The organism is Rahnella sp. BIGb0236 (genome assembly GCF_004364755.1).
In the GTDB taxonomy this organism is placed as follows: Bacteria; Pseudomonadota; Gammaproteobacteria; order Enterobacterales; family Enterobacteriaceae; genus Rahnella; species Rahnella victoriana.
This window is the reverse complement of record NZ_SOAO01000007.1, coordinates 254,150-280,533: the sequence shown is the minus strand read 5'-3', so window position 1 is coordinate 280,533 and position 26,384 is coordinate 254,150. Positions and strand designations below refer to the sequence as shown.

The window sequence follows — 26,384 nt, the reverse complement described above, 5'->3', positions numbered from 1 at the left end:
TGCAGGCTGCGGCCGCCGTTGTCGTTAAGGATGAGGGCGCGGGGACGGACCTGCAGGCTGACGTCAAACGCCCCCTGCCAGCCGGGGCCGAAGAGTCCGGCCGGACCGGGGGTGGGCGTGCGGTAGCTGCTGTAGCTGCGGTGAATGACCAGGGGGGCGGGGGCGGGGAGCGCCAGGTCGGTCTCGCCCGGCAGCACCTTGGCGCCGAGCGACGGGTTGACAGGATTGCCCTTTATGAGCCCGCCGGGACAGACCGAGCAGGCAATACCGGAAGGCGCGCCAATCAGCACGCTGGCGGAGCCCTGAACTATCGGGCCGCCGTACTGCGTGGCATCGCCCTGACGGGCGGCGGGTTGTCCTGCCATGTTGTTATTCCTTTAACGGTAACTGTCAGTAAAAAGCATTGACCAGAAGATGGTGCGGGAATGCATTCATAGTTTTGGTAAATATATTTAAATCAAATAGATGGGCGATTTTTGGCGAAGTTAAACCTGATCCAAAAAACTAACTGCGAGGGCGATCACAAAGAGAAGAATCATTGAGCGAAACGCAGCCGGGGTCGTAAAATTTGCCCACCTGTAATGATGAGCAAATTTACGGCCAGCGTGCTGTCGGGTACAGCGCCATGCGGATATTGAACAGATGAAACAGCGGCGTGAACAGTTCTATGTCCGAGCGGCACAGGGATTCGAGGCGCAACAGCACCTGATTCAGTTCGTTGAGCAGCGAATCCGGCGGGCCGATGTAGATATTTTTCAGCCGGTGCCTGATGTACTTATTGATCTCAAACATCAGCACCTCGGTCCCGAGCGCGTGATGTTTGAGGATGTCCTGATGGCGGGCGTAGAAGTCATAGCAGTTCACGCCCAGCCAGATTTCCGTGATCAGGTTGCCGCCCAGCGCCACCTGCGGCGACGGATCCACTTTGTTACGCGGCAAAATAATGTTCACTTTGTCCAGCATACTGCCGACATATTGCTGACGCGCCAGCAGTGACGAGGCATTGATTTTGATCTCACTGGTGAACTGCAACAGTTCCTTGATGCCTTTGCGCAGCGCACGTTTTGCGGTCCACGAAGGCCGTTTGTTTCGGATCAGGGCGGTGGTCAGCAGCGCAATCACAATCCCGACAATGGTGGAAATCGCCGCGTTCACAATCACCAGCAGATCCGGTTTGAAATCGTGGCTCATGCCAATAAAACCGGGGATCTGGGTGGCGATGATCAGGCCGATAAAGTTGGTGGAAGGATTGGCGATCACCAGCCCCAGCGCCAGCAGGCCGGGCGCCAGACAGATAATCAGCGACTCAAAGGTCACCGCCATCGGAATAAACACCACCGCATAAATCACGCTGATAATAATGGCGATCAGCACCCCTTTCAGAAACACTTTGATTGAGGCGATCGGGCTGTCGAGCGAAGCAAAGAACGAGCAGATGACCGCCGCCATCATCGGCGCAGACGCCCCGTCACGCCAGCCGGTGCCGATCCAGAACAGGCAGCCGACCATCGTCGCCGCAAAGGCGCTGAACGCCGACAGCATGATCATCCCTTCGTCCGTATGGCGGCGCAGCAGCAGTTTCAGCTTGCCGCGTTTTTTCTCTTTGCTGATCTGGCTGACCCGCTCGGTCACGCCGTAATAGGATTCCGTGATGTGCACGAAATTCTGTAACCGCTCCAGCAGGCCGGTGAATAACAGCCCTTCCTCCGGCGTCATGTCGCCGTTCTCATACAGGGTTTTAATTTTATCCTGCGAGGCGCGGATCTCGTTCTGAATGCCCTGCGCGTTGCCGCTGAGTTCCGCACTGTTCAGCCACAACAGGAACTGGCTGAAGGTCGCCGAGACAAAATCGGGGAAAGGAATTTCCTGTTCGGCCAGCAAATTCAGGCGTTTCTCGATGGCCGTCAGCGTCGGGATCAGATAGGAAAGGTGCTGGTATTGCGCCATCACCAGACGGATCAGACGGCGGGCCGAATCGCCCTCAAACACACAGTGAGTGATCAACGCTTCGACGCTGACGGGGTAATTCGCCATCTGCACCAGAATATGTTCCCGCTCCGGCGACGGCCCTTTGGCATTCACCGTCAGCAGTTCGTTGCATAATTTTTTGGCGCTTTCGTACCAGTTATTGACGCTGTTCTCCAGCAGGTTGCGCATCCGCACCGGGAAAACCAGCATGTGGATCAGTGAGCTGCAAACAATCGCCACGGTGATCTCTTCCACGCGGGAAATCACCGTGTAGGTGATCGACAGCGGCGTATCGACATCGGCAAAGCCCATGATGGCTGCGCTGTATCCGGCCAGCATAAACACATAGCCTTTTGGCGTGCGGTCATGCAGTGAAAGGTAGAGACAAAACGCCACCCACAGCGACACGCTCAGGCTGAAAAGGACCGGATCGGTCACCGTAAAGGGATAGACCAGAAAGATGAAAACGCCGCCTAATACCGTGCCGAGAAACCGGTACGTGGCTTTGGAGAGGGTTGACGCCGAGTAAAGCTGTGAAATGACATACACCGACACCATCGACCAGGCCGGTTTATCGAGATTGAGTTCGAGCGCGATATAGAGTGCTAAAAATGCTGCAATACAGGTTTTTACCGAGAACAAAACCGCATTTTTTGTTAACCATTTCATCGTTAAATCAACAGCTCAGCGTGTTTCAAAACGGCAGTTTACCCTGTGCAAAAAGTTCCACCAGATTGAAGATTGTAACAAAACATACCTCACTATTAATCACTGTGTATAATCAGTTGCTTGCTACATAAAAAATCCACGCATTCACGTGGATTATATTTTCCTGCAGCGAAATTCAGAAAGGCCGGATCACCGCTAAAATGCCAATCAGGATCACGCCGGTCACAATGACGGTGCTGGCGTTGCGCACCAGCGCCATGTCTTTTACCGGCTGGCCGTTGGCGCGTCTGCGCAGATTGCCGGACAGCATGCCGTGCAGCGCGGAGAGCACCAGCACCACCACCATTTTGATCAGCAACCAGGCGTGCGGGAATTTGCCGTAGCTGACAATCATCACAATGCCCGCCACCCACAACAAAATCATCGCCGGACTGGTGACACAGCGGTTCCATTTGCGCACGGTGTCGAGCAACGCCCGCTGACCGGCACTTTCCGCCTCCCCTGCACTGCGTGAATACGCGCCCCACACCAGCGCCATTGCCAGCATTCCGCCAATCCACAGTATCCCCGCAATGATATGCAAGGCATTAAGCCACTCATGAAGCATGTTTACCCCTCCGGAAGTTTAACGACAATGCTGCTGTGCCTGCTGACGTCAACCTGCTGTCTGCCAACGGCTTTTAGCCGATTATGTCGCTTTCCCACACGAAAGGCACGGGTAACGCGTCACTTTTTCTTAATGGTTCAGGATTTACAAGCAGTAGGTAGACTGGTATACCTACTGACAACTTATCTGCGACGGGAAATAACATGTCCACTTCAGGATCTTCCACCGAAAGCGCCCGCGACCGCCTGCTGGGTGCCGCCAGGGTACTGTTCTATAACGATGGCATCGCCGCCACGGGCATCGATGCCATTATTAAACGCGCCGGTGTGGCCAAAAAAAGCCTCTACAACAATTTCGAATCCAAGGCCGAACTGGTGGCGACTTACATTGAAATCCGCCATGACGAATGGCTGGCGTTGTATGCCCGGCGGGTTGAAAAGGCGTCCACGCCGAAGGAAAAAGTCCTCGCCGTGTTTCAGGCCTATGACGACCACGCCGAATTTTCCTATGAGCGCGGTTTTCGCGGCTGCGGGTTGCTGAATGCCGCGGCGGAACTGCCTGCCGGCGCGCCGGGCAGACTGGCGGTGCGCGGGCATAAAGAGCACGTGGAAGCGATCGTGACCGGCCATCTGCTGGCGCTGTATCCGCAGGATGAGGCTAAAGCGCGGCTGATGGCGCGGCATTTTTCTTTCCTGCTCGAAGGGGCGATTTCGCGGGCCGGTCTGGAAGGCAACGGTCACTGTGTCCGTCAGGCGATGGATATGGCCGCGATGATGATGGAGAGCGCATGAGCGTCACGCCAAAAGAACGCATGACCGGCGTGCTCGCCGTGGTCTTTGCCTCGGTATTGTGGGGGACCACCGGTACAGCGGCCACCTTTGCGCCCGATGTCAGCCCGCTGGCGATCGGCGCAGTGGCGATGGGACTGGGCGGCCTGTTACAGGCGCTGATTTCCCTGCGGGGGATTGCCGCCAGCCGGGCCATTTTTCGTCAGAACGGGCGTATGTTGCTGACCGGTGCGCTGGCCGTGGGCATCTATCCGCTGGCGTTTTACGCCTCAATGCATCTCGCCGGTGTCACCGTCGGCACGGTGATTTCTATCGGTTCCGCCCCGCTGCTGTCGGCGCTGATTGAATATTACCTCGACGGCCAACGTCTTACCCGCCGTTGGATGACCGGTGCTGCCATTGGCGTAACGGGGATGCTGTTGCTGTGTATCGGGGAAAGTGGCGGCCATGCGGCTGCCGGTCAGGGCAACGGCGTGATTGCCGGTGTGGTGCTCGGGCTGATTGCCGGACTGACTTACGCGCTTTATTCCTGGGCGGCGCGTCATCTGATGCAGCGCGGCATTCCTTCCCGTGCGGCGATGGGTGCGACCTTCGGGCTTGGCGGTTTGCTGCTGATGCCGGTGCTGCTGGTGACCGGTGCGCCGCTGCTGGCGTCGTGGAACAATGCCGCCGTCGGTGCGTACATGGCGCTGGTCCCGATGTTTGTCGGTTACGTCTGCTTCGGTTATGCCCTCGCGCGTATTCCGGCCAGTATGGCAACCACCATTACCCTGCTGGAACCTGCCGTCGCGGCGGTGCTGGCGGTGGTGATTGTCGGTGAAAGATTGCCGCCGATGGGCTGGACCGGTATCGGTCTGGTGGTGGCCTGTCTGATTTTCATCACGGTACCGCTCAGAAGAAGGACGGTATTGCGTTCGGTGAAACCCTAAAAAAATGGCCAGATCATCCTCTGGCCATTTCTATTTCCGCGCTTTTGATTTAGCGATACGGCAAACGTTATGCGGTCGCAGGCGCGTCAAGCGACGCCATATCGATCACAAAACGATAACGGACATCCGCCTTTTCCATACGCTCAAACGCGTGGTTAATTTCATCCATACGGATCATTTCGCAATCCGGCAGAATGTTTTTCTCGGCACAGAAGTCGAGCATTTCCTGCGTCTCGCGGATCCCGCCGATTGGCGAACCGGCCACACGGCGACGGCCTAACAGCAACGGCACGGTGTTAAATTCTTCCATTCCACCGACCTGTCCGACAATCACCAGCGTGCCATCCACATCCAGCAACGGCAGGTACGGCGTGATGTCATGTTTGACCGGCACGGTATCGATGATCAGATCGAAATGATCATGCGCCTGCGCCATCGCGTCGCTGTCTGCGCTGACCAGCAGACGGTTTGCACCGAGCGCCAGGGCATCGGCTTCTTTGGCATTGGAGCGGCTCAGCACGGTGACATCCGCGCCCAGACCTGTCGCCAGTTTCACCGCCATATGGCCCAGACCGCCGAGGCCAATCACGCCCACACGGCTGCCCGGCTGGACGTTCCAGGTTTTCAGCGGTGACCAGGTGGTGATACCCGCACACAGCAATGGCGCGGCTTTGGAGAGATCTAAACCTTCAGGCATACGCAGACAAAACTCTTCGCGCACCACTAAATGTTTGGAGTAACCGCCCTGCGTAGGCTGTTTGGTGTGACGGTCATAACCGGCGTAGGTCCCGGTGTTCCCTTCACGACACAGTTGTTCTTCACCTTTTTTACACTGATCGCATTCCTGACAACTGTCCACCATGCAACCGACGGCAACATGGTCACCGATTTTGTAACGGGTGACATCTTTACCCGTCTGCGTCACACGGCCGACAATTTCATGGCCGGGAACAATCGGATAATAGCTCCAGCCCCAGTCATTTCTTGCCGTATGTAAATCGGAGTGGCAAACGCCGCAATACAGAATTTCCATTGCAACATCGTTATCACGCAGGCCGCGGCGTTCGAACGCATACGGGGCCAGCGGTTTTTTAGGATCGTAAGCCGCAAATCCAACAGTTTTCATCAGTAAACTCCTGAGTCGTTAATGACCTATTTACTATAGATTTTTAAGCCGCCGCCACAAGCCACAGACCTCCTGATTCCTTGCCTGATCCTGCACAACGCCCGGTCAGGATTTTCGGTCGGGAAGCTGGCTCAGCCACTGGCTGCGGTATTCGGAAGGAGAACGGGCGGTGCTTTTGCGAAATACGCGACAGAAATAGTTGCTGTCGACAAACCCGCTGCTGGTCGCCACTTCTTTGATTTTCAGTTCGTAGCCTTTGAGCAGCAGTTTCGCCCTTTCCAGCCGGACATGATTTAAATATTCGCTGAAACCAATATCGCCGGATTTACGGAACAGGTGGGACAGATAATTGGGCGTGATGTGAAAACGCTTCGCGACATTTTCGCGGGTCAGCGGCAGTGAGGCGTTCTCTTCGATATATTTTTTCACCACTTCAAACAGCGCGCCGCTGCGGGTGAGGATTTGCGCCCGATTGGCTAACTGCTCCTGACAGTGACTCAACAGCCCGGCCACGATGCACCGGGCGGTTTGCTGATCGCCGGGACTGGAGACGATTTCATTCATGGCCTGCAACAGAAAAGACCCGACGCGCGGGCCGAGTCGCGGCACACTTTGTTTATCGGTATCCGTAAACTTGCCGCCGTCCCAGAATTGCAGGCTGAAACCGAGCTTTTCTTTGCTGAACAGAATGCTGAGTAAAATGGCGGGTTTGTCCCACAGCGTCAGGTTCCATTTTCCGCCGGGAATATACAGTGCATCGCCCTGCCGCAGCCGTCCGTTATGCAGGACGATGCTGCGGTCATGCACCTCGCCTTCAACGACAAACTCTATGCGCGGAAAACTGACCACACTGGCCAGTTCCGGCGCGGGCCGGGAATTATCAGGAAACCGGATGGCGAACGCCTCACTGCCGGAAACCGACCGGAAGAGTGTTTCTATCACGTCTGGCAGCATAGCGGTCTCTCCGTTATTTCTTTTCAGCGTAACAAAAAAAAGCCTGATCCGCAGACCAGGCTTTCCATGTTGAGAGCTGACTCAGAGAACATCCAGCAACCATTTCTGCGCGGGAGTCAGGCGGTCTGCCGTTTCCGGCTTCAGCCATTTGCGCTGATCCTGCTGCTGCGCGTCGTCGCGATCAATATATAAACTGTGCAACACCCGGCGCCGCGTGCCGATACGGTTATTGGTGCCGCCGTGCCAGGCGTGGGCGTTGTAGATCATCACGCTGCCCGCAGGCGCTTCAAACACCACTTCATCGGGATGCGGTAACCCGACGTCAGCCAGCACGTCTTCCGGCAATTCCGGGCGGTGATGGGTGCCGGGAATAATGCGCGGCGCGCCGTTGGCGGCACTTAAATCATCTATCGCCACAATGGCGTTAACCAGATGCACTTTCGGGAAATCCGGACGGGGCTTTTTCCAGTCGGCGTGCAGCGGCTGATGGCCGCCACGGTGCAGCGCCTCGCGCCCGTTCAGACTGGAGACTTTAAACGCGCCGCCGAAGATGTGATGGCAGACGGAGAGGATCAGCGGGTGCGACCAGACTTTTTCCCACACGGTGCCTTTGTTAATCATGTTGGCGATGCGGGTCGCGGTGGCTTCCTGATGGTGCTCGACAGCCAGATTATCGCCCTCTTTTTCCACCAGCGCGTCAAAGGTCGCACGCATATCTTCCAGCCAGTCTTTGCCGATAACCTCATGAATAACAATGTAACCACGGGTCTCCAGCTCATCCGCCTGTGCGGCGGTCAGTGGCTGCGTTGCCCCCAGTGCGTCGAGATACTGTTCAGATGTATGTTTCATTTTTCGCCCTTTCAGTTAACGTTCGCGTAACATAAAAGTACGGCAGTTTTTATAGGAAAAAACGATGCAAATCCTACGAAATGCTGGATTTATGTGTGATCAGCAAAAAAGTGTGAGCCTGATAACCCGGTGACCGCCGTCATTTTTCGGCGGCTGACACCAGCAGTTGCGCCTTGAGACGTTCCTGCAAAAAGTCGAGAAACACCCGGGTGACCTCACTGCGCTGGCGGTGCTGCGGATAGATGGCGTGCAGATCCAGCGCACCGGGGTGAAACGCATCCAGCACCCGCACCAGTGCGCCATATTGCAACGCCGGGCCGACGATAAACTCCGGCAGCAGCACCAGCCCGAGTCCGGCAACGGCGGCGTCGCGCAGCACTTCGCCGTTATTGCTGAGTATCGGCCCGCGCACTTCGAACAGCCTGCGTTTGCCGTTGTGCTCCAGCTCCCAGCCGGTCTGCCCTTCGCGGCCATAACGCAGGCACTGATGGCTGAGCAAATCTTCCGGCGTTTGTGGCGTCCCCCTCCGGCTGAGGTAATCGGGGCTGCAACAAATCACCCGTTTCATGGTGCCCAGCCTGCGCGCAACCAGCGAGGAATCCGCCAGATTGCCGATACGCAGCGCGATATCAAAGCCTTCGCCCACCAGATCGACATAACGGTCCACCAGCTCCACCTGAAACTGAATGCCCGGATGCTGGCCTAAAAACTCCGCAATCAGCGGTGAAAGTTGGCTGATCCCAAACGACATCGGAATGCTGATGCGGTACGACCCCTGCAACGCCTGTTTGCCGGGCGACACCGCCCGCTCCGCCTCTTCAATATCATCGAGAATTCGCTGAGCGTGCTGAGCAAATACCTGACCGGATTCGGTCACCGACAGCTTTCGCGTATTGCGGTTGAGCAGCCGCGCGTTCAATCCCGCCTCCAGCGACGCCATCCGGCGGCTGACATATTGTTTCGACAACAACAGCTGTTCTGCCGCCGCCGTAAAGTTTCCGGCTTTTACCACCGCCACAAAGATCCGAAGGTCTTCTATCTGCATCTCATCCGTTCCTTTTTATCGCCGCGCCAGTGACAACCAAAACGTGACAGTGATAGTCATTCAACCGTATTGTTGAGCAAATTAGTTTACGTGTATTCTCTGTTCATCGGAAGCGCAAACGCACTTCCTCCCAAACACACTGAGGAGTACACCATGATCGAACAACGTCTCTCTGAACAACGCGGCTTAGGTGACCACGGCTGGTTGCATTCCCGTCACACGTTTTCTTTTGCCAGCTACTGGGATCCAAAACAGGTCGGTTTCTCAGACCTGCTGGTCATCAACGATGATCAGGTTGCAGCAGGTCGCGGCTTCGGCGCGCATCCTCACAGCAACATGGAAATCATCTCCTATGTGCTGGAAGGCGCACTGGCGCACAAAGACTCCATGGGCACCGGCTCGGTGATTGTCCCCGGCGATGTGCAGCTGATGAGCGCAGGTTCCGGCGTGACACACAGTGAGTTCAACCACTCCGGCGACGAACAGGTGCATTTCCTGCAAATCTGGATTGTGCCGTCAGAAAATGGCACCGAACCGGGCTACCAGCAGGTGTCTGTGTCAGAAGCGGAAAAACGCGGTCAGTTCCGCCTGATTGTTTCACCACAAGGTGACAACGGTTCGCTGACAGTGCGTCAGGACATGAAGATTTATGCCGGTTTATTTGACGGTGCTGAACAGGCCACGTTTGACCTCGACCCGGACCGCTACGCTTACGTTCACGTGGCACGCGGTAACATCAGGGTGAACGGCATCGAATTCAGAACCGGCGACGGCGCGCGGATCCGTCAGGAAGATAAACTGACGTTCACCGACGGCGATCAGGCAGAAGTATTACTGTTTGATTTGCGTCCGGTAGAAGTGAATCATCCGGCACGTTAATGTCATGATGACGCCTTCCCTTTTGTTCAGGGGAAGGCGTTTTTTTTGTCAGAAATTCAGCCCGCTGTCATTGCTGTTGTATTGCGGCTGCGCGGTCAGCGGTGGCGACACGGTCAGGGTGATCCAGTTCGAGGTTACTTTCTGCGATTTACTGTCTTCAACCGTCACCGACAGGCGATAGCTGTTGGTCGCGCCTGCGGAATCATCCCATTGCGGCACAATCACACTCCAGCCCTCGGGATCCCGGTTATTGGCCGGAGGCGTCAGGCTCAGCGCCTGCGTATCGCCCTGCCAGCTCAGCGCCACCACCGGATTCAGCGCCCGCAGTTGCAGTTTCAGCGGCACGGTTTCGCCCGGCTGTAATGACCACGGCGGCGTCGCCAGAAACACCGATAAGGTTTTGCGCTGTTTGAATTCCATCACCGGCATATTATTGCGATCGACCATATCAAACCGGCTGCCGCGTAACGAACGTGCGGCGGCCACATTTTGCGATGACAATTGCTGACTGAGCGGCACGCCCAGCCGGTAGTTCAGCGTCAGTTTCACCAGATCCTGATTATCCCCGTCCTGCCCGGCCTGATGTTCTGCCATCACCGTCACCAGCGGCACCGGCGTGTAATTAAGACCAAAAGACACCGCCGACGGATTGCTCTGCCGCGTGCCGTTACCGAACAAATCCACCTGATTACCGAAATACTGCTCATAACTCAGCGAGGCGCCCAACTGGCGATAGAACGGCAAATACCCTTTGGTGGTGATGTCGTAACCGCGCGCCTGACGGCGCAGTTGTGCCGACGTGCTGCTGTCCGCTTTGTAAGACGAAAAAGGATGATAGTAATTGGTGGAGAAACGCAGGTAATCGGTCCAGGCTTCCGCGCCCAGACTGCCGCGTGTCAGCTGGTGGTCGAAATCATTATCGAGAAAGGCGTTATAACCGAGCATCCACTTGCCGGTATTAAACCGCTGACCGAGACCGAAATTACCGACCGTCGCATCCGTGGCGTTCTCCAGCCCAATCTGGCTGTAAACCAGATTATTGTCAGCATTGTATAACGGGCTGAAAAGATGACCGGCGCTGCCGTCAAGATTGTGGCCGGTGACATCCAGCGAGGTACTGAGCGTGCCGAGCGGCGAAAGCAAACTGGTGCTTTCCTTTTCGACCAGTTTCGCCGCCTGATTCAGCGCCAGTGTTTCTGCCTGCACGCGCAACGGATCGTCGCTGTCCGCCGTGGTGGTTCCCAGCTCTTTCAGGGTGGTGGCAAGCCGGGTTTCGGTGGCCGACGGGCCGTTATCCGTTTTGATGTACTGACTGCCCAGGCTCGGTAACGTCTCAGGCTGCGGCGCAATGCCGTTATTAAAGGTGGAGTGTTGATCACTGGCGGGCAGGAAACCGGAAAGGTGATAACCGGGTACGCCGTATTCGGTGGGTTCTGCCGTCAGCGCACAGGCGCCTGCAGCATAAAAGGCCGTTCCCGCTGCGACACACAGGGAGAGGCAGACGGTGCCTGCACGACGCTTCATGAAATTCGGAAATAAATCTGTGACGTCAATCATACCTTACACATTTTACCCATAAGGTTTGATCTTACCTGACGAACACCATAATTCAACCTTCACGCCACAAACGGTCAAACACATCATTTACTGAAGTGAAAATATGCAGAATCATTACCCTGATGAATGCAGCGGGTAATTTGTCAACAGATCACAAAAAACCATCTAAAATTACAAAACAAAAAACTATTTACACACATTTCATAACATTTTTAACAAACGAACCATTTATCTTTACAGACTGTTTTCATTTATTCTTAGCAGGTTAACGATTATCCCGACGCCACCCGACTGCGTTTTGCAGAGTGCGTCCGGACCTTAAAGTGCTTAAAAAAACAGGGAACATAAATGAGCAAAAAAACCTTGCCCGGCGTGACCCGCAGACAGATTCTCTCGTTCACGGCAGCCTCCGCAGTGCTGGGCGCCGCCAAAGCCGCCAACGCGGTGACGCTCAAAGGCACGCCCGTGTGGAGCCCCTTTGACGCCAGTCCGCCGCCGCAAATTGAAACCGACGGCTGGGCGTTCTTCACCGATGCCGAAGCCGCAGCCATGGAAGCGATTGTTGATCGTCTGGTGCCCGCCGATAACCTGAGCGTCGGCGGTAAAGATGCCGGATGCGCGGTATTTATCGACCGTCAGCTGGCCGGATTTTACGGCACCTACTCCCGCCTTTATATGCAAGGCCCTTTCCAGGAAGGCACACCCGAGCAAGGCGACCAGTCGCCGCTGGTGCCGCAGCAGCGTTACCGGCTCGGGCTGGCCGCACTGGATAAATACACCCAGTCACAGCATCAGAAGTTGTTCAAAGATCTGCCCGGCGACCAGCAGGACCACATCCTGTCAGGGCTGGAGAGTGGAAAAATTGCCCTGGATGGGATCGATTCCAAACTCTTCTTCGCCATTGCGCTGAAAAACACGATGGAAGGTTTCTTTGCAGACCCGATTTATGGCGGTAACCGCAATATGGTGTCGTGGAAAATGCTCGGCTTCCCCGGCGCGCGTTACGACTACCGCGAATATGTCGGCAAACACAATCAGAAACTCGATCTCGAACCGCTGAGTATTTCCGGCGGCGACGCATGGAAAATGAAAAGCTAAGGGCAGAACAACACTATGGCAAAGAAATTACCTAAAACCGACGTGGTGGTGATCGGGCTCGGCTGGGCCGGATCCATCATCGCCAATGAACTGTGCGACGAAGGGCTGAACGTGGTGGCGATTGAACGCGGCCCGTGGCGCGATACGGCACGCGATTTCAACGTGTCCACCGTCACCGACGAACTGCGTTACAACACCCGTCAGGAACTGATGTTACGCACCCGCCAGAACACCATCACTATCCGTAACAACCCGGCGCAAACCGCATTGCCGATGCGCGAATGGGGCTCTTTCCATCCGGGCAACGGTACCGGCGGCGCGGGCAACCACTGGGCGGGGATCACCTTCCGTTTCCAGCCGGATGAATTTCGCCTGAAAAGCCATCTGACCGAACGTTACGGCGCGAACGCCATTCCTGAAGAACTGGTGTTGCAGGACTGGGGCACCGACTGGGACGAAATGGAACCGCATTATGCGTCTTTCGAGCGTCTGGCCGGGGTATCCGGCAAAGCCAGTAACGTCAAAGGCGAGCATCATGAAGGCGGTAACCCGTATGAAGGGATGCGCTCGATTGAGTATCCGACCCGCCCGATGGATCAGCCTTACGGTCCGACGCTGTTTGCGGAAGCCGCCCGCAACATGGGTTACAAAGCCTTCCCGGTGCCCTCCTCGCTGATTTCCGAGCCTTACACCAACCCGCTCGGCGTGAAAATGGGGCCGTGTACCTACTGCGGTTTCTGCACCAACTACGGCTGCGCCAACTATTCGAAAGCCAGCGCCATCACCACGGTGTTACCGGCGCTGATCCGCAAGGAGAATTTCGAAGCCCGCACCAACTGTGAAGTGATGCAGGTGCTGACCGACTCCACCGGCAAACGCGCCACCGGCGTGATCTATATCGATTCTTCCGGCGACGAGTGGGAACAACCGGCAGATCTGGTGATCGTCAGCGCATTTACCTTTGAGAACGTGCGTCTGATGCTGCTGTCCGGTATCGGCAAACCCTACGATCCGGTGACCTTGAGCGGCACCACGGGCCGTAACTACGCCTATCAGACGGCCAACGGCGTGCAGCTGTTCTTCGATGACAAAAACTTTAACCCGTTTATCGGCGCAGGTGCGGTCGGTATGGGCATCGACGACTTCAACAACGATAACTTTGACCACAGCGGTCTGGGCTTCTTTGGCGGCGGCAGTATCCGCGTCACGCCAATCGGCGGCGCACCGATCGGTTACCGCCCTGTTCCGCCGGGCACACCGAAATGGGGCAGCGAGTGGAAAAAAGCCACGGTCGCCAACTACCTCAGCTCGATGTCGATCGGTTGTGAGGCCAGCAGCTACACCACCAAAACCAACTATCTGTCGCTCGATCCAAACTATAAGGATCGTTTAGGTCGTCCGCTGCTGCGTGTGACCTTCGACTTCCCGGAAAACGACCTGAAGATGGCCGCGTATTGCACCGGTAAAGTCGCTGAAATCGCCAAGGCAATGAACCCGCGCCAGCTGGTTGCTAACCCGATGAAAGGCCACTGGAACGGTACACCGTATCAGTCTTCACACGTGGTCGGCGGATTTGTGATGGGCGCGGATCCGTCCACCAGTTCCGTCAACAAGCATCTGCAGGTCTGGGATGTGCCTAATCTGTTCGTGGTCGGCGCGTCTGCGTTCCCGCAAAACCCCGGTTACAACCCGACCGGCACCGTCGGCGCACTGGCGTTCAAAGCCGCCCATGCGATCCGTAATTATTACCTGAAAAAACCGGGAGAGATGATCGCATGAAAAAGTTAACGTCATTCTCACTCGGACTGGTGGCACTGACCGTCAGCGGACTGGCGCACGCGGCGGGTGACGGCTCTTTCGAGCAGGTTGAACGTGGCCGTTATCTGGCCACCGTCGGCGACTGCGCCGCCTGCCATACGGCCTCCACGCCGGATGCCAAACCTTTCGCCGGTGGCGTCCCGATCGAAACGCCGTTTGGCCGTCTGGTCGGCGCGAACATCACGCCGGATGCAGAAACCGGTATCGGTAAATGGAGCTTCGACGACTTCCAGCGCGCAATGTCGGAAGGCATCGGCCACGGCGGCAAACGTCTTTACGGCGCGATGCCGTTCACCGCCTACACCAAAGTGACCCGTGAAGATAACGCCGCGATCTGGGCGTATCTGCAAACCCTGCAACCGGTGCATCACGAAGTGGAAACCAACCAGTTGCCGTTCCCGTTCAACGTGCGTACCAGCCTGATGGGCTGGAACTGGCTGAACTTCAACAAAGGCGAATTCAAACCGCAGATGGATAAATCAGCGGAATGGAACCGTGGCGCGTATATCGTTGAAGGTCTGGGGCACTGCGGCACCTGTCATACGCCGAAAAATATCATCGGCGGCGACAAGGACAGCGAGTTCCTGCAAGGCGCCGTGGTGGAAGGCTGGGTCGCGCCGGATATCACCAGCAACAAGCACACCGGTGTCGGCAACTGGACGCAGGAAGATCTGATGCAATATCTGAAAACCGGATCTAACCGTTTCGATATCGCTTCCGGTCCGATGGCGGAAGAAGTCACCAATTCGTCGCAACACTGGACGGATGCTGACCTTAAAGCCGTGGCGGTCTACCTGAAAGACAGCGGTCATGACAGCGGCAACACCGCCCCGGCGGCGGTGAAAGCCGACGATAAAGCGATGATTGCCGGGAAGAATATCTATGCTGACCGTTGTTCGGCGTGCCACACGCCAGCCGGTAAAGGTCAGGAAGGTCTGTTCCCGCGTCTGGCCGATTCGCCGCTGATCAACCAGACCAACGCCACCTCGCTTATCCGCGTGGTGCTGGCGGGCAGCCGTCCGGTCGCCACCGACAGCAAACCTACCGCACCGTCGATGCCGTCCTTTGACGCTAACCTGAGCGATGCCGATGTGGCGAACGTGCTGACGTATATCCGTAACAGCTGGGGAAATGCCGCCGCGCCGGTGTCGGCCTCAGACGTGAAAGACTTACGTGAAGAACTGAAAAAATAAGCAGAAATAGCAAAAATGAGAAAGGCCGCGAAAGCGGCCTTTATTTTGAATGCATCACACAGACATCAATGCTGAGAAGGCATCTGCATAATCTGCACTAACAGATGATCATTATTCTGGCTTAATTGCACCAGATGTTTGCATTCCACTTTAATAGCGGTCAGCTGTTCTTCGGTCAGCGAGTACGGCAGGTTGATATCAATGCAGTACATATTTTGCTGCTCGGCCAGCTCAATCAGGCGGACAATATTGGTCTCGTCGCTGACCTGCGTGGAAACCACCTGTAAGGCCAGTGCGCGCAAGGCTTCCTGCTTAGAGTTGTCTTTTTTCGAACGGGATTTCAGAACCATGCCAAAGAACGGCATCACGCCATAAATGGCGTCAACAAAACTCCATTTCTTTTTGCAGGATGCGGACAAATATTCCATGTAGTCAAAGGATGCTTTCTGACTGCGCGCATCGGGTACCAGGCGGTTTTCATTCATCCCCTCTTCCTCTTCCTGGTCAGGGCCAATCAATTAGTAAATCAATCTGTAACGCCGAAGATATTCACCTATATAATGGCATAATTCACTGACACTTTGCCAGTGAGTTACCGTGCTTTCCGTAACGGAAACTGACAATGGCAACATTTCAGAATTTGACCAAAGTATTTCCCGTTTATGGAAAATATCTCGCAAAACTGACATGTTCTATTACGCTCGCGCGATAGCGTCACCCTGCGTGTCACGCTATGCTAATCACCGGATTTCTTACAGCAGCAAGCCAATGAATAAAATCGTTTTTGTAGAAGATGATGCAGAAGTCGGCAACCTGATTGCCGCCTATCTGGGTAAACATGATATTGATGTGCTGGTTGAACCGCGCGGCGATACCGCGCAGGCGCGCATTGAGAAAGAAAAACCCGACCTGGTTCTGCTGGATATCATGTTACCGGGCAAAGACGGCATGACGCTGTGCCGCGATTTACGCCCGACTTTCCCCGGCCCGATTGTGCTGCTGACCTCGCTCGACAGCGACATGAACCACATTCTGTCGCTGGAAATGGGCGCCAGTGATTACATTTTGAAAACCACCCCGCCAGCGGTGCTGCTGGCCCGACTGCGTCTGCACTTGCGCCAGAATCCGGCGCAGGGCGCACAAAACGAACAACCGGTTCAGACGCTGAAAAGCGGTAACGCCCTGCACTTCGGCCAGTTATGTATCGACCCGGTTAACCGCGAAGTGACGCTGGTGGATGAAACCATTGTTCTCTCCACCTCCGACTTTGATTTGCTGTGGGAACTGGCCACCCACGCCGGGCGCATTATGGATCGCGAAGCCTTGCTGAAGAATCTGCGTGGCGTCAGTTACGACGGGCTGGATCGCAGCATCGACGTGGCAATCTCGCGCCTGCGCCGTAAACTTTACGACAACACGCTCGAACCTTTCCGTATCAAGACCGTGCGCAACAAAGGCTATCTGTTCGCCCCTAACGCCTGGGAGTCGCTGCACGAATGAGAAAACTTTTCGTCCAGTTCTTTCTGTTACTGCTGGTCTGTTTTCTGGTGATGGCGATGCTGGTCGGGCTGGTGTACAAAGTCACCGCAGAACGCACCGGCCGTCAGTCCATGAACGATCTGATGAAAAGTTCGCTCTATCTGATGCGCAGCGAGCTGCGGGAAATCCCGATCAAAGACTGGAACAAGACCATCAATACGCTGGATCTGAATCTGTCTTTCAAACTGCATATCGAACCGCTCGGTAAACGCAAACTGAGTCCCGCGCTGGATCAGCGTCTTAAAGACGGCGAAATTATTGCTCTGGATAACGAGTACACCTTTATTCAGCGGGTGCCGCGCAGCCATTACGTGCTGGTGGTCGGCCCGATCCCGTATCTGTTTTATATGCACGAAATGCGGCTGCTGGATCTGGGGCTGCTGATCTTCATCGGACTGTCCCTCGCCCTGCCGGTTTTCCTGTGGATGCGTCCGCACTGGCAGGATTTGCTGCGGCTGGAGAATTCCGCGCTGCGCCTCGGTAACGGCCATCTCGACGAACGTATCGATTTTGACTCAACGTCCAGCCTGAACCGGCTGGGCGTGGCCTTTAACCAGATGGCCGATAACATCAGCACACTGGTCGCCAGCAAAAAGTTGCTGATCGACGGCATCGCCCATGAGCTGCGCACGCCGCTGGTGCGCCTGCGTTACCGTCTGGCGATCAGCGAAAACCTGCCGGAGTCGGAACAAAACGCCATTAACCGCGATATCGGTCAGCTTGAAGCGCTGATCGACGAACTGCTGACCTACGCCCGGCTGGACCGCCCGCAGGTGGCGCTGAATCTGGAAAAAGTCAATCTGGCCGACTGGCTGGAAGATAAAGTTGACGATTTCCGTCTGATCACCGAACGCACCCTTCTTTATGACGCGCCGAAAAACAGCGATTTCGGCGGTGTGGACTTACGTCTGATGGAGCGCGTGCTGGATAACCTGGTCAATAACGGCCTGCGCTATTCGCAGGAAACCCTGCGCGTCAGCCTGTGGCTGGACGGCGAACTGGCCTGTCTGCAGGTGGAAGACGACGGGCCGGGTATTCCGCCGGAAGAACGCCAGCGTATTTTTGAACCTTTCGTCCGCCTTGACCCGAGCCGCGACCGCGCCACCGGCGGCTGCGGGCTGGGGCTGGCGATCGTGCATTCCATTGCCGTCGCGTATCAGGGATGCGTCGCCGTGGACAGCAGCCCGCTCGGCGGGGCAAGTATCCGTTTCAGCTGGCCGGTAAAACCGACATTTAATCTGGCTGCAGAACAGCCTCATCAAGAAAATCAGGAAGGGAGCCACAATGACCATCGCATATAAAAAATTACACGACACCTTCGCCCGCTTATCCCGCTTCGGCCATTTATCGGCCATTGCAGGCTGGGATGCGGCGGCCATGATGCCACCGGAGGGCGGGCAGGCCCGCTCGGAAGCGCTGGCGGAACTGAGCGTACTGACTCATCAGATCCTCACCGCGAAACAGGTCGGTGAATGGCTGGAGCAGGCAGGCGGCGAGCAACTTAATGACGTGGAGCAGGCGAACCTGCGTGAGATGCGCCGTCACTACCAGCAGGCTGCCCTGTTGCCGGAAAGTCTGGTGCAGGCAAAATCACTGGCGGGCGCACGTTGCGAGCAAGCGTGGCGTATTCAGCGTAAATCCAACGACTGGGAAGGTTTCTCGGATAACCTGAAAGAGGTGGTGAAACTGAGCCGTCAGGAAGCCCGGTTGCGCGCCGAAGCCGCCGGGATCAGCCGTTACGACGCCCTGCTGGATTTATACGAGCCGGGCATGACCTCGCAAAAACTCGACGTGTTGTTTGGTGACCTGAAAACCTGGCTGCCGGACCTGTTACAGACCGTAGTCGATAAGCAAAAATCAGAAACCCGCATCGCGCCGCAAGGCCCGTTTGACATCGAAAAACAGCGCCAGCTTGGCCTGAAAGTGATGGGCCGTCTGGGCTTTAATTTCGACGCCGGTCGTCTGGATGTCAGCGCCCATCCGTTCTGCGGCGGTGTTCCGCAGGATGTGCGCATCACCACCCGTTACAACGAAGAGGAATTCCTCAGCGCCATGATGGGTGTGATCCACGAAACCGGTCATGCACGCTATGAGCAAAACCTGCCAAAAGAATGGCTCGGCCAGCCGGTGTCCAACGCCCGTTCCATGGGGGTACACGAATCGCAAAGCCTGCTGTTTGAAATGCAACTGGGTTGCAGCGAGCCGTTCCTGAAGTCGGTGTATCCGCTGGTTATCGAGCAGTTCGGCCATCGTGAAGGACTGGACGAAAGCAACTTTATGAAGCTGAACCAGCGCGTCCAGCCGGGCTTTATCCGCGTTGACGCCGATGAACTGAGCTATCCGGCGCACGTCATTCTGCGTTACGAAATCGAAAAAGCCCTGATGGAAGGCGAGATTGAAGTCGACGACATTCCTGCGTTGTGGAACAGTAAAATGAAGGAATATCTGGGCATCGACACCGTCGGTAACTACCGCGACGGCTGCATGCAGGACATTCACTGGACCGACGGCGGCTTCGGTTATTTCCCGACCTACACCCTCGGCGCGATGTATGCCGCACAGTTATTCCAGACCGCCAACAAAGCCATTCCGACCTTGCAGGATGACATCGTCCGCGGCGACCTGACCGCGCTGTTCCAGTGGTTGCAGCAAAACATCTGGCAGCACGGCAGCCGGTTCACGACGGATCAGCTGATGAAAAACGCCACCGGCGAGACACTGAATCCGGCGTTCTTCCGGGCGCATCTGGAAGGGCGATACTTGTAGGGAATAGCCTTAAGGTCAAGGTCAAGACCGTGGGTTGCCACCCACACTGGCCTTAAGGTCAAGACCGTGGGTTGCCACCCACACCGGCCTTAAGGTCAAGACCGCGGGTTGCCACCCACACCGGCCTTAAGGTCAAGACCGTGGGTTGCCACCCACACCGGCCTTAAGGTCGAGACCGTGGGTTGCCACCCACACCGGCCTCAAGAGGCGCCTATCGCCGCGCCTCTTAAGAATCTCCGGCTCTTTCACTGCGCGCTACCGCTGAAGGCTATGTTTCAGAAAGTCATGTGATAGCCGCAAAATCCCGCCGCTGCGCGGTACCCTCCCATCGGGTTACAACCCGCGCAAAATACCGCGCGGTTTTCCACCTCTCGTCCGGCGTGATTTTGGAACCGGCCTTAAGTTTCTACTGCGCAACCTTACTGATTTTGTCTTTTAAAAAAAGCCTGAGGCGATTCAGAAATCTTGCTGAACGGAGCGGCTTCGAGACCTGTGGCTCGAAGACCGAGAGAAGGCACCGCGCAGCGGCAAGATTTCCAGCCTGTCACTGTGGTATCTGAAACATAGTGTCCAGCGATAGCGCGCAGTTAAAAAAGCGCGGAGTCCAGAGGCCCGCGCGTTACCGGGTCTCTGGTCGGTGTGGGCCGACGCCCACGGTTTTAAAGTTGAAGTTGAAGTTAAAGCTGAAGCTGAAAGACGCCCGCCCCCCCCAAACCACCCGTAATCCCCTGATTTTATTACCCTCCCCTCCTTTGTACATTCCGTTACACGCCGAAACCAATCACTCACGGACAACCTGATCTAACGCGCCTAGTATTCTCCATACCGGCCCCGCAGTGGGGTGGACACATAAACTAAGATTCTTGAGGAATTAAACATGAAAAAAGTATTAGCTCTGGTTGTAGCCGCTGCAATGGGCCTGTCTTCTGTCGCGTTCGCTGCTGAAACTACCGCTACTCCGGCACCTGCCGCTGCTGCGACAACTGCTGCTCCGGCACCTGCTGCCAAGCACGTGACTAAACACAAGACTCACAAGAAAGTCGCTCAGAAAGCGCAAGCGGCTAAGAAACACAAAAAACACGCTAAGAAAGCAGCACCTGTTGCTCAGAAAGCGCAAGCGGCTAAAAAACACGTAAAACACGCTAAGAAAGCGGCTCCGGTTGCTCAGAAAGCGCAGGCTGCCAAAAAACACGTGAAACACGCTAAAAAAGCCGCTCCGGTTGCTCAGAAAGCGCAGGCTGCTAAAAAACACGTGAAACATGCTAAGAAAGCTGCACCGGCTGCGAAAGCAACACCAGCAGCATAAGAAGTAAATAAGACGTCTTTGTGAGCGTATCTACTCACCATTATCAAGACTGATGATTTGACACCCGGTTCGCCGGGTGTTTTTTTCTCCGGTTCTCTATCTTGAGGTACAGATGGAAGATGCTGCGCCGCTACCTGTTCGAAATCACCCTGTGTTCCCTGATCCTCTGCGGTCTGATCACCCTGTTCTTCTACTTCTGAATGTTCTGCGATGACGCCCGTCATCGGCTCAATAGATTGAGTTATCAGACAAATATATCCAACACGAAAGATAACCGACTATAATCATTCCACAATAACGGGTTTTCGGGTTCTCCCTGTTTTCAAGGTCAGAATGTTATGCGCATCGCGTTACCGCTATTTTTGTGCTTTTTCTGTTTTACCGTCAGTCCACTTGTTCATGCAGATTCCCCGGATGATGCAGATACCGACGCACCTTCCATCAGCGTAAAAGAAAAAACGGCCCTCTTTTTTGGTCATGATCAGCGCACGCCGGTCGCGGCAACGTCCCGCTGGCCGTGGCAGGCTATTGGTCAGATTGAGACGGAGAGCGGCAATTTATGCACCGCCACCCTGATTTCCAAACATCTGGCTCTTACCGCAGGCCATTGTGTGCTGGCGCCGCCGGGCAACATAGACAAAGTCATCGCCCTGCGTTTTATTTCTCATCATCAGAAATGGCGCTATCAGATCACCGCGTTACAAACGCTGGTTGACCCAAAACTCGGGAAAAAACTGAAAGCCGATGGTGATGGCTGGATCGTGCCGCCAAAAGCCGCACCCTTCGATTTTGCGCTGATCCGCCTTACCGACGAAAAACTGGCGTTACCTATCAGGCCGCTACCGTTATGGGAAGGATCACGTGATGATCTGACTGCGGTGCTGAAACAGGAAGGCCGAAAAGTGACACAGGCGGGTTATCCGGAAGATCATCTTGATGATTTGTATGTGCATCAGGATTGTCTGGTAACCGGCTGGGCGCAACCCGGCGTGTTATCCCACCGCTGCGATACGCTGCCTGGTGATAGCGGTTCCCCGCTGCTGCTGAAAAACGCCGACGGCTGGTCTCTGGTGGCCATTCAGAGTTCCGCACCTGCCGCGCAGGACCGGTATCTGGCCGATAACCGCGCACTGGCCGTTCCGGCCATCCGCGACGCCCTGAACACCCTGTCTTCCGGCGTGATCAGCGCCAGCGGCCCGGTGACGGCGCCCGCTCAGTAACCCACAGAATCACCGTTAGCGAGCAAAAAAAAACCGCCTTAGCGTATAAGGCGGTTTTGTCGTGTTGAGAACCGGTTAAACCAGCTGTTCCATAGTCTGCAAAATACGTTTATCCGATATCGGATACGGTGTGCCCAGTTGCTGAGCGAAGTAGCTGACGCGCAGTTCTTCAATCATCCAGCGGACTTCCTTCACGTCCTCGCTTTGCTGACGCACCGGCGGCAGTTTGTTCAGCCACTGCTGCCATTGCTGCTGGATGTTTTCCACTTTCAACATCTGCGCACGATCGCGGTGCGGATCCATGGCCAGTTTGTCCATCCGGCGTTCAATCGCCTGCAAATAGCGCAGGGTATCCGGCAGACGTTTCCAGCCATTTTGCGTCACGAACCCCCGATAAATCAGGCCGGACATCTGCGCTTTAATGTCAGAAAGCGCCAGCGCCATGGTGATATCAATCCGCCCTTTCAGCCGCTTGTTGATGCTGAAGACAGTCGTCAGGATCTGCTCCACCTGAATGGCGATTTGCACCACCGTATCATTCAGATTGGCGCGCACATGCTCATGCAGTCTGGCGAAATCTTCTTCACGCCACACCAGCCCGCCGGATTCAGCGATCAGTTTGTCAATGCCACAGGAAATGCAGTCGTCGATCAGATCCAGCACTTTGCCATACGGATTGAAGTACAGCCCCAGTTTGGCTTTGTTCGGCAACTTCTCGTGCAGGTATTTGACCGGCGACGGGATGTTGAGCAACAGCAGACGCCGCATCCCGGTGAGCATTGCCTGTTGCTGTTCGAGTTCGCTGTCGAACAGACGGATTGCCACACTGTCTTTCTCATCGACAATCGCCGGATAGGCTTTCACTTCGTAGCCACCGCGCTTTTGCTCATAACGTTCCGGCAAGGTGCCAAAACTCCAGACATGCAGGTTGCGCTGTTCGATGCCGTCATCCGCGACGGCGGAAAGCGTCTGCTGCACCTGCTCTTTCAGGCCGGATTTCAGTGCGTTCAGATCTTTGCCTTCCCGCAGCGTTTTGTTTTTATCGTCAACGATGCGGAAGGTCATTTTGAGATGATCCGGCACCTGTTCCAGCTGCCAGTCGTCACGTGACACCGTCACGCCACTCATCTTGCGCAGCTCTTTTTCCATGGCATCCAGCAGCGGCATCTCAAACGGTTTGATGCGGCCCAGCAAGGCATCGGCGTAATTCGGTGCAGGCACAAAATTACGACGTACCGGCTTAGGCAAGGATTTAATCAGCGCCATGATCAGCTCGCGGCGGATCCCCGGGATCTGCCAGTCAAAGCCCTCTTCGCTCACCTGATTTAGCAGCGGCAGCGGAATATGCACGGTCACGCCGTCAGCATCCGTCCCCGGTTCAAACTGGTACGTCACGCGCAGTTTGAGATTGCCCTGATGCCAGAAATTCGGGTAATCATGGGCGCTGATATTGCCCGCGCCCTCTTTGATCAGCATGCTTTTTTCAAAGTTCAGGCTGTCCTGCGGCTGCGTTTTCCACCAGGTATCAAAGTGCCGTGCCGACACCACTTCCTGCCCGATACGCTGTTCGTAGAACAGGAACAGGGTTTCGTCATCGACCAGAATGTCGCGGCGACGGGATTTATGTTCCAGCTCTTCCACTTCGGTACGCAGACGCAGGTTAGCGCGGAAGAACGCATGGCGCGTTTGCCAGTCGCCTTCCACCAGCGCATGGCGGATGAACAGCTCGCGTGAGACGACCGGATCAATCGTGCCGTAATTCACCCGACGCGCGGCCACGATCGGCAGGCCGTACAACGTGACCTTTTCCGTCGCCATCACCGCGCCCTGTGCTTTTTCCCAGTGCGGCTCGCTGTAACTGCTTTTCGCCAGATGCTTCGCCAGCGGCTCAATCCATTCCGGTTCGATACGCGCGGCAATACGCCCCCACAAACGGCTGGTTTCCACCAGTTCGGCGACCATCACCCATTTTGGCGGTTTTTTAAATAACCCAGAGCCAGGGAAGACGGCAAAACGTGCGTTGCGCGCGCCGGTATACTCCTGTTTATCCACATCTTTCTGACCGATATGCGACAGCAAGCCGGTCAGCAGCGAGCAGTGAACTTCGCGATATTCAGCCGGTTCACTGTTCACCGGTAGGCCAAGTTCTTTCACCACCTGACGGAGCTGGGTGTAAATATCCTGCCACTCGCGAACGCGCAGATAGTTGAGGAAATCACTGCGGCACAGCTTGCGGAACTGTGCGGAAGACAGCTCTTTCTGCTGAACTTTCAGGTGATCCCACAGGTTCACAAATGCCAGAAAATCAGAATCCTTGTCGGCAAAACGACGATGTTTCTCATCGGACGCCTGCTGTTTGTCCATCGGTCGTTCACGCGGATCCTGAATCGACAGCGCGGCGGTGATGATCATCACTTCCCGCACACAGCCGTTTTTCTGCGCTTCCAGCACCATGCGTGCCAGACGCGGATCCACCGGCAACTGCGCCAGCTGGCGGCCAAGCGGTGTCAGCGTATAACGGCCATCGACGGCATTATTGATGGCGTTCAGTTCTTCGAGCAGACGCACGCCGTCCTGAATGTTGCGTTTATCCGGCGCTTCCACAAACGGGAATGCGGCGATATCGCCCAGCCCCAGCGAGGTCATTTGCAGAATGACGGACGCCAGGTTGGTGCGCAGGATTTCAGGATCGGTAAATTCCGGGCGAGACAGGAAATCCTGTTCCGAATACAGACGGATACAGATGCCCTCAGACACACGTCCGCAACGCCCTTTACGCTGGTTGGCCGACGCCTGTGATACCGGCTCGATCGGCAGGCGCTGCACTTTGGTTCGGAAGCTGTAACGGCTGATACGCGCGGTGCCGGGGTCAATCACGTATTTAATGCCCGGCACGGTCAGCGAGGTTTCGGCGACGTTGGTCGCCAGCACGATACGACGGCCGGAATGCGACTGGAATACGCGGTTCTGTTCGCTGTTCGACAGGCGCGCATACAACGGTAAAATCTCGGTATGCGGCAAATCCAGACGGTTCAGCGCATCCGCGGTATCACGAATTTCACGTTCCCCGCTCATGAAGATCAGGATGTCGCCCATGCTTTCGCGACCCAGTTCATCGACGGCGTCGAAAATCGCCTGTAACTGGTCACGATCCACATCGTCGGCGTCATCGACAATCGGGCGATAACGCACGTCAACCGGATACGTCCGGCCGGAGACTTCAATGACCGGCGCATTATTGAAATGGCGCGAGAAACGCTGCGGATCAATCGTCGCTGAGGTGATGATGACTTTCAGATCCGGGCGTTTCGGCAATAACTGACGCAGATAACCGAGAATAAAGTCGATGTTCAGACTGCGTTCATGCGCTTCATCGATGATCAGCGTGTCGTACTGCATCAGCATGCGGTCCTGCTGGATTTCCGCCAGCAGAATACCGTCGGTCATCAGCTTCACCAGCGTGTTTTCACTGACCTGATCGTTAAAACGGACTTTATAACCGACGGTGTTGCCGAGCGTGGTATCCAGCTCATCGGCGATACGGTTAGCGACGGTGCGCGCCGCCAGACGTCGCGGCTGGGTATGACCAATCACGCCTTTGATCCCGCGTCCGAGTTCCATACAGATTTTCGGGATCTGCGTGGTTTTACCGGAGCCGGTTTCGCCCGCCACAATCACCACCTGGTGATCGCGGATAGCGTTATAAATGTCGTCTTTCTTCTGGCTGACCGGCAGGTTTTCCGGATAGCTGATTTTTGGCCGCGAGGCTTCACGGGCACTGACTTTCTTCAGGCTCTCGGTGATAGCGGTCTGGATTTCGGCACTTAACGCGTCGAGTGCGTCGGGTTTATCCAACTTTCTGGCACCCTGCAAACGACGTTGCAGGCGTTGCCGGTCACGTAGCATCAGCCCGTCTAACTGCGCTGATAATGCCGCGAGCGGTGATTTCACGATCGGAATTCCTTGTTGCATGTCAGCCGGAGAGCAAATCATCTGCGCCAGCTGAATCTGAATGGGGGATGAGGAAGGTTCACGCCTTGCCTGCTTGTGTCTATGTTAACACAAGGTATTGA

The 26,384-nt window shown here is 55.8% G+C and carries 21 protein-coding genes; 11 read left to right on the top strand and 10 right to left on the bottom strand.

The window, feature by feature from the left end; all coding sequences use genetic code 11:
- The 3 genes from EDF78_RS16290 to EDF78_RS16280 all read right to left on the bottom strand — a co-directional run.
- Positions 1-365: DUF6531 domain-containing protein (locus tag EDF78_RS16290; protein ID WP_208294480.1), on the bottom strand; the 365-nt coding region annotated here is incomplete at its 3' end.
- Between the two features lie 229 nt (positions 366-594).
- Positions 595-2,637, bottom strand: coding sequence for an FUSC family protein (locus EDF78_RS16285; protein WP_133823490.1), 2,043 nt, complete (start codon positions 2,635-2,637; stop codon positions 595-597).
- Positions 2,638-2,812: 175 nt separating this feature from the next.
- Complete coding sequence (locus EDF78_RS16280; protein WP_131692741.1) at positions 2,813-3,244, bottom strand: CopD family protein; 432 nt, start codon at positions 3,242-3,244, stop codon at positions 2,813-2,815.
- 203 nt (positions 3,245-3,447) lie between these two features.
- On the opposite strand from EDF78_RS16280, the gene EDF78_RS16275 reads away from it, so the two are divergent.
- A complete protein-coding gene (locus EDF78_RS16275) occupies positions 3,448-4,035 on the top strand; it encodes a TetR/AcrR family transcriptional regulator (protein WP_119827095.1) in 588 nt (195 codons plus the stop codon).
- On the top strand, positions 4,032-4,961 hold the full coding sequence (locus EDF78_RS16270; RefSeq protein ID WP_119827097.1) for a DMT family transporter: 930 nt from the start codon (positions 4,032-4,034) through the stop codon (positions 4,959-4,961). The genes EDF78_RS16275 and EDF78_RS16270 overlap by 4 nt, the downstream gene beginning before the upstream one ends.
- 67 nt (positions 4,962-5,028) lie before the next feature.
- Here EDF78_RS16270 and EDF78_RS16265 read toward each other — a convergent pair whose 3' ends face one another.
- The 4 genes from EDF78_RS16265 to EDF78_RS16250 all read right to left on the bottom strand — a co-directional run bounded on the left by EDF78_RS16265 (position 5,029) and on the right by EDF78_RS16250 (position 8,935).
- Positions 5,029-6,087 (bottom strand): NAD(P)-dependent alcohol dehydrogenase, encoded by a 1,059-nt coding sequence (locus EDF78_RS16265; RefSeq protein WP_095921938.1) that lies wholly within the window; start codon positions 6,085-6,087, stop codon positions 5,029-5,031.
- Between the two features lie 105 nt (positions 6,088-6,192).
- Positions 6,193-7,041 (bottom strand): helix-turn-helix domain-containing protein, encoded by an 849-nt coding sequence (locus EDF78_RS16260; protein ID WP_095921937.1) that lies wholly within the window; start codon positions 7,039-7,041, stop codon positions 6,193-6,195.
- An 81-nt stretch (positions 7,042-7,122) separates the two neighbouring features.
- The gene (locus tag EDF78_RS16255) at positions 7,123-7,890 is read right to left on the bottom strand and encodes a phytanoyl-CoA dioxygenase family protein (RefSeq protein ID WP_133823489.1); all 768 of its coding nucleotides are present in this window, start codon (positions 7,888-7,890) and stop codon (positions 7,123-7,125) included.
- Positions 7,891-8,029: 139 nt separating this feature from the next.
- A complete protein-coding gene (locus EDF78_RS16250) occupies positions 8,030-8,935 on the bottom strand; it encodes a LysR family transcriptional regulator (RefSeq protein ID WP_133823488.1) in 906 nt (301 codons plus the stop codon).
- Positions 8,936-9,088: 153 nt separating this feature from the next.
- Between EDF78_RS16250 and EDF78_RS16245 the strand changes: the two genes are divergently transcribed.
- Complete coding sequence (locus EDF78_RS16245; RefSeq protein ID WP_119827104.1) at positions 9,089-9,814, top strand: pirin family protein; 726 nt, start codon at positions 9,089-9,091, stop codon at positions 9,812-9,814.
- A 48-nt stretch (positions 9,815-9,862) separates the two neighbouring features.
- Here the strand turns inward: EDF78_RS16245 and EDF78_RS16240 are convergent, their stop codons facing one another.
- Positions 9,863-11,371: a YchO/YchP family invasin gene (locus tag EDF78_RS16240; protein WP_133823487.1), complete on the bottom strand. Its 1,509-nt coding sequence runs from the start codon at positions 11,369-11,371 to the stop codon at positions 9,863-9,865.
- A 348-nt stretch (positions 11,372-11,719) separates the two neighbouring features.
- On the opposite strand from EDF78_RS16240, the gene EDF78_RS16235 reads away from it, so the two are divergent.
- From EDF78_RS16235 to EDF78_RS16225, 3 genes are read left to right on the top strand one after another with little or no spacing between them, the layout of a single operon-like run.
- Entirely contained in the window at positions 11,720-12,469 is a 750-nt protein-coding gene (locus EDF78_RS16235) for a gluconate 2-dehydrogenase subunit 3 family protein (RefSeq protein ID WP_095921932.1), read from the top strand.
- 15 nt (positions 12,470-12,484) lie between these two features.
- The gene (locus tag EDF78_RS16230; protein WP_133823486.1) at positions 12,485-14,248 is read left to right on the top strand and encodes a GMC family oxidoreductase; all 1,764 of its coding nucleotides are present in this window, start codon (positions 12,485-12,487) and stop codon (positions 14,246-14,248) included.
- A complete protein-coding gene (locus tag EDF78_RS16225; RefSeq protein WP_095921930.1) occupies positions 14,245-15,480 on the top strand; it encodes a cytochrome c in 1,236 nt (411 codons plus the stop codon). Before EDF78_RS16230 ends, EDF78_RS16225 begins: the two co-directional genes overlap by 4 nt.
- A gap of 65 nt (positions 15,481-15,545) precedes the next feature.
- Here the strand turns inward: EDF78_RS16225 and EDF78_RS16220 are convergent, their stop codons facing one another.
- Complete coding sequence (locus EDF78_RS16220) at positions 15,546-15,965, bottom strand: hypothetical protein (protein WP_095921929.1); 420 nt, start codon at positions 15,963-15,965, stop codon at positions 15,546-15,548.
- Positions 15,966-16,248: 283 nt separating this feature from the next.
- Here EDF78_RS16220 and rstA point away from each other — a divergent pair, with 283 nt between their 5' ends.
- The 5 genes from rstA to EDF78_RS16195 all read left to right on the top strand — a co-directional run bounded on the left by rstA (position 16,249) and on the right by EDF78_RS16195 (position 22,311).
- Positions 16,249-16,980 (top strand): two-component system response regulator RstA, encoded by a 732-nt coding sequence (gene rstA, locus EDF78_RS16215; protein ID WP_133823485.1) that lies wholly within the window; start codon positions 16,249-16,251, stop codon positions 16,978-16,980.
- Positions 16,977-18,320: a two-component system sensor histidine kinase RstB gene (rstB, locus tag EDF78_RS16210; RefSeq protein WP_133823484.1), complete on the top strand. Its 1,344-nt coding sequence runs from the start codon at positions 16,977-16,979 to the stop codon at positions 18,318-18,320. Before rstA ends, rstB begins: the two co-directional genes overlap by 4 nt.
- Positions 18,304-19,785, top strand: coding sequence for a carboxypeptidase M32 (locus tag EDF78_RS16205; protein WP_119827110.1), 1,482 nt, complete (start codon positions 18,304-18,306; stop codon positions 19,783-19,785). The genes rstB and EDF78_RS16205 overlap by 17 nt, the downstream gene beginning before the upstream one ends.
- A gap of 877 nt (positions 19,786-20,662) precedes the next feature.
- On the top strand, positions 20,663-21,091 hold the full coding sequence (gene asr / locus EDF78_RS16200) for an acid resistance repetitive basic protein Asr (protein WP_095921925.1): 429 nt from the start codon (positions 20,663-20,665) through the stop codon (positions 21,089-21,091).
- Positions 21,092-21,429: 338 nt separating this feature from the next.
- Entirely contained in the window at positions 21,430-22,311 is an 882-nt protein-coding gene (locus EDF78_RS16195; protein WP_095921924.1) for a serine protease, read from the top strand.
- 75 nt (positions 22,312-22,386) lie between these two features.
- Here the strand turns inward: EDF78_RS16195 and hrpA are convergent, their stop codons facing one another.
- Positions 22,387-26,262, bottom strand: a complete 3,876-nt coding sequence (hrpA, locus tag EDF78_RS16190) for an ATP-dependent RNA helicase HrpA (RefSeq protein ID WP_133823483.1) — start codon at positions 26,260-26,262, stop codon at positions 22,387-22,389.
- Positions 26,263-26,384 lie beyond the last annotated feature (122 nt).

Excerpts from the sequence above, each read along its gene's own strand:
- EDF78_RS16285 (WP_133823490.1), bottom strand. The coding sequence starts at position 2,637 with ATGAAATGGTTAACAAAAAATGCGGTTTTGTTCTCGGTAAAAACCTGT.
- EDF78_RS16280 (WP_131692741.1), bottom strand. The coding sequence starts at position 3,244 with ATGCTTCATGAGTGGCTTAATGCCTTGCATATCATTGCGGGGATACTG.
- EDF78_RS16275 (WP_119827095.1), top strand. The coding sequence starts at position 3,448 with ATGTCCACTTCAGGATCTTCCACCGAAAGCGCCCGCGACCGCCTGCTG.
- EDF78_RS16270 (WP_119827097.1), top strand. The coding sequence starts at position 4,032 with ATGAGCGTCACGCCAAAAGAACGCATGACCGGCGTGCTCGCCGTGGTC.
- EDF78_RS16265 (WP_095921938.1), bottom strand. The coding sequence starts at position 6,087 with ATGAAAACTGTTGGATTTGCGGCTTACGATCCTAAAAAACCGCTGGCC.
- EDF78_RS16260 (WP_095921937.1), bottom strand. The coding sequence starts at position 7,041 with ATGCTGCCAGACGTGATAGAAACACTCTTCCGGTCGGTTTCCGGCAGT.
- EDF78_RS16255 (WP_133823489.1), bottom strand. The coding sequence starts at position 7,890 with ATGAAACATACATCTGAACAGTATCTCGACGCACTGGGGGCAACGCAG.
- EDF78_RS16250 (WP_133823488.1), bottom strand. The coding sequence starts at position 8,935 with ATGCAGATAGAAGACCTTCGGATCTTTGTGGCGGTGGTAAAAGCCGGA.
- EDF78_RS16245 (WP_119827104.1), top strand. The coding sequence starts at position 9,089 with ATGATCGAACAACGTCTCTCTGAACAACGCGGCTTAGGTGACCACGGC.
- EDF78_RS16240 (WP_133823487.1), bottom strand. The coding sequence starts at position 11,371 with ATGATTGACGTCACAGATTTATTTCCGAATTTCATGAAGCGTCGTGCA.
- EDF78_RS16235 (WP_095921932.1), top strand. The coding sequence starts at position 11,720 with ATGAGCAAAAAAACCTTGCCCGGCGTGACCCGCAGACAGATTCTCTCG.
- EDF78_RS16230 (WP_133823486.1), top strand. The coding sequence starts at position 12,485 with ATGGCAAAGAAATTACCTAAAACCGACGTGGTGGTGATCGGGCTCGGC.
- EDF78_RS16225 (WP_095921930.1), top strand. The coding sequence starts at position 14,245 with ATGAAAAAGTTAACGTCATTCTCACTCGGACTGGTGGCACTGACCGTC.
- EDF78_RS16220 (WP_095921929.1), bottom strand. The coding sequence starts at position 15,965 with ATGAATGAAAACCGCCTGGTACCCGATGCGCGCAGTCAGAAAGCATCC.
- rstA (WP_133823485.1), top strand. The coding sequence starts at position 16,249 with ATGAATAAAATCGTTTTTGTAGAAGATGATGCAGAAGTCGGCAACCTG.
- rstB (WP_133823484.1), top strand. The coding sequence starts at position 16,977 with ATGAGAAAACTTTTCGTCCAGTTCTTTCTGTTACTGCTGGTCTGTTTT.
- EDF78_RS16205 (WP_119827110.1), top strand. The coding sequence starts at position 18,304 with ATGACCATCGCATATAAAAAATTACACGACACCTTCGCCCGCTTATCC.
- asr (WP_095921925.1), top strand. The coding sequence starts at position 20,663 with ATGAAAAAAGTATTAGCTCTGGTTGTAGCCGCTGCAATGGGCCTGTCT.
- EDF78_RS16195 (WP_095921924.1), top strand. The coding sequence starts at position 21,430 with ATGCGCATCGCGTTACCGCTATTTTTGTGCTTTTTCTGTTTTACCGTC.